The sequence below is a fragment of the Limnoglobus sp. genome (genome assembly GCF_059499385.1).
On record NZ_JCABYM010000058.1, the window covers coordinates 1 to 3437 of the forward strand.

Sequence of the window (3437 nt, forward strand, 5' to 3'; positions counted from 1 at the left end):
GAGCGGAAGCGACGGGGTGAGGGACACTGACCCACACCCCGTCGCTTCCGCTCAGAGTTCTACGAAGCCCGTCGTTGCCGTATCGGGGCACGTCGCGCTCACGCCGCGACGCTCGCCCTTGCGCTTTCGGGAAGCGATTGCGGTGGGAAGGTGGTCGGCCTCGGCTCGGCCGACCTACACGAGTCACCGCTTCGCCAGGGCCAGCACTTCACCGACGCAATCCAACAACTCCGCCTGGCGGAACGGCTTCCGCAAAAACGCCAGCGGCGTCCCGCCGCGGAACTCGCCGGACAGGTCGAAGTCCGAGAAGCCGCTCATCAGGATGACCGGCAGGGCCGGGTGCCGCTGCCGCAACAGCCCGAGCGCCGTGTGCCCGTCCATCACCGGCATGAGCAGGTCCAGCACGACCAGCCGCACCCGGTCGGCGTGTCGCCCGACCAGCCCCACCGCCTCCTCGCCATTCTCGGCCGGCAGCACCTCCCAGCCGACGCCCCGCAGCGACAGGGCCGCGAACTCCCGGACCGTGGCGTCGTCGTCCACCACGACGGCCAGCCCGGCCCGGCCGGCGGGGGTGTACGCCGGGTGGGTCAGCGGGACGGTCGGGTGGCGGGACGGCGGCGGCGTCAGCACCGTGTCCGCCGGCACGCGGTTGTCGAGCGTCACCCGCACCGTCGTCCCGGCGGCCGGCCGGCTGGTGATCGTCACCGTCCCGCCGTGGCTCTGCACGATCCCGCGGACGGCGGACAGCCCGAGGCCGCGGCCGACGAACCGGGTCGTGAAGAATGGCTCGTACACCCGGTCCAGCACGTCCGGCGGGATGCCGCACCCCTCGTCCGTGACCTCCAGCCACGCCACGCCGTCGAGCAGCCCGTACTTCAGGACGACGGGCCGGCCCGGTTCCGTGTACGCCTCGGCCGCGTTCGTCAACAGGTTCGTCAGCAGCCGGCGGAGTTGGAGGGCGTCGGCCGTCAGCGTCACCGGCGCGGGGAGCACGGCGACCCGCACGTCCGGGGCGTTCGGCAGCCGCGGCCGCACGTCCGCCACCACGGCCGGGACGAACCCGTTCAACTCGATCGGCTGGCGGATGGTCGTGCCCCGGCCGGTCGAGGCGAGGATTTGCTGGCAAATCTCCCCGGCGTCGAGGATCGCCTGCTCGATCCGCGCCAGTTCCGCCTGGGCCGGGTGGTCCGGCGGCAGGGCGTCGCGGCCGCGGCTGGCGTGCCCGAGGACGCCGGTGAACAGGTTGTTGAACTCGTGGGCGACGCCGCCGGCGAGCCGGCCGAGGGCGGCCTCCCGCCGGGCTTGCTGGAGCGCCGCCTCCACCTTCGCCCGGTCCGCCTGCGCCAGGGCCAGCTGCTCCGCCCGCCGCCGGACCTCCGCCTCGACGACGGCCGTGCGGCCGGTCAACGCCAGGACGAGACTGGCCAGCAGCGCCGCCGCGACGAGCGATACGACCGTCGCGGTACACGCGTACGCCTGCGGCAGGGACCGCGGGTAGGCCGGGTCCGCGTACACCACGGCCGCCCAGTCCCGGTCGGCGAACCGGACCGGGTGGGCCTTGGAAATCGCGTCCGCCGGGACGCCGGCGGCCGATTCCGCCAGCACGCCGGTGAACAGCGGCTCGCGGATCGCGAGCGTGTCCCGGACCATCTGCCGGGCGTCGATGAGGCACGCCAGGTAGTCCGTCCCCGGCCGGTCCGGGGCGGCCGCGGCCCGGACGAGGATGGCGAACCGGTCCGGGTCGCCCGGCAGCAGCCCGGTCGCGGCCGGTTCGCCGGTCCGGGCGGTCTGCCGCATCGCCTCCCGGTACGCGGGCGGGGCGGCGGCCTCGGCGATCAACTGCAGGTCGCCGGCGACCGGGAACATGGCGTGGAACTCCCGCGACCGGTTGCGGACGATGGCCTGCCGGGCGTCCTCGGTCGGCACGCCCCGCCGCATCCAGTCGCGGTACGTCTCCAACATGGCCGCCAGCCGGTTGCCCTCGGCCTCCAACCGCAGGCCGAGCGTCTCGGCCGTCCGCTGGACCCGGCGGTGCGGCACGGCCGTGTCCGTCCGGTGGGCGTAACCGTGCGCCAAGACGGACCCGGCGGCGAGCACCGCGAGCGGCACCGCGACCGTGCGGACCCGCGGCCGCCACACGTCCCGCGGCCGGGCGACGAGGGCGAGGACGACCGGGGCGGCGATCAGCCCGCCGATCGTGTCCGCGGCCCAGACCTGCAGCCACGCCGCGCGGGGGTCCGGGAACGTTTCGACCAGGACGCGGACGGTCGCCGCCAGCAGGCAGTGGCCGGGGCCGGCGACGAGCAGGAACCGGACGATCTTCGCGAACCGGACCAGCCGCGAGGCCGAGCCGCACAGCCGCCGGATCAGCCACGCGCCCAGCAGGGCCTGCACGGTGTAGACGACGGCCGTGTACAGGCCGGGCAGGGGGGCGGGAAGGGCGACGGCCGCGGGGGCGAAGGCGGCCAGCCCCCAGAACCCGAGGAACGCGCCGGGCCAGAGGCGGGAGCCGCCGACGAGCAGCCCGGCGAGTGCGACGCCGACCGGCGGCCAGAACGCCACGCCGGCGTTCACCGGCGGCCCGGCCAGCAGCACGGCCCCGCTGGCCCAGCACGCGGCGGCCAAGCCCAGGAGTCGCGACCACAACGACAACGATGGCCCTCGGGGAAAGGTCCGCGGGAAAATCGGATGCTAAACGCCGAATTAGAGTGACGACGGTTGCAATGTAGAGCGGAGGAAGTTTTCCGCTACTCTGTGGTTTGAAAAAATCCTGAGACTTGCGGCGAAATGGCTGGCAAATTCTGCCTACCACTAAGGTCGGGACAGGAGTTGAGGCGAGGCCGAAACGGGCGTCCGAGCGAGAACCTCTTCGCGGCGAGAATCCCCTGGCCGGACAACAGCATTATGGGAAATCTCTCATAGGACTGGGGCGGAGGCCGGGAGGCCGGCGTGGGCGTCACCCATCGTCCGGTTCGCCAAGCACCTCGCGGACCTTGCCCGCGAGGCCGTCCTGGGTGAACGGTTTCTGGAGGAACGGCGTGTCGGGCGTAATCATGCCGTGGTGGATGACCGCGTCGTCGGCGTACCCGCTGAGGAACAGGACCGGCAAGCCGGGGCGGACGGCGGACAGCCGGGCCGCGAGTTCCGGCCCGCTCACGTTCGGCATCACCAGGTCGGTCACGAGCAGGGAGATGTCTGCCTCCCGCCGGGCCACGTCCAGCGCCTCCGCCCCGTCCGCCGCCTCCAGCACGCGGTAGCCGTACCGCTCCAGGATGACGCGGGCGAGCGTCCGGACGCCCTCCTCGTCCTCGACGAGCAGGACGGTTTCGGTCCCCCGCCGGGGCCGGGCCGCCGGCGGGGCCGGGCGGGGGGGGGGGGCCGGGGCGGCCCCCCCCCGGGGGTTGACCGTGTATTTGGGGCCCAGGCCCCGCGCGCAG

General features: G+C 73.7%; 2 protein-coding genes. Both read right to left on the reverse strand.

All coding sequences use genetic code 11. The annotated features are described in order from the left end of the window. Nucleotides 1-183: 183 nt before the first annotated feature. Nucleotides 184-2652 (reverse strand): ATP-binding protein, encoded by a 2469-nt coding sequence (locus AC5JJ2_RS10965; protein ID WP_495858026.1) that lies wholly within the window; start codon nucleotides 2650-2652, stop codon nucleotides 184-186. Between the two features lie 304 nt (nucleotides 2653-2956). Next, on the reverse strand, nucleotides 2957-3437 hold a 481-nt coding region (locus tag AC5JJ2_RS10970; protein WP_495858027.1), incomplete at its 5' end, for a response regulator.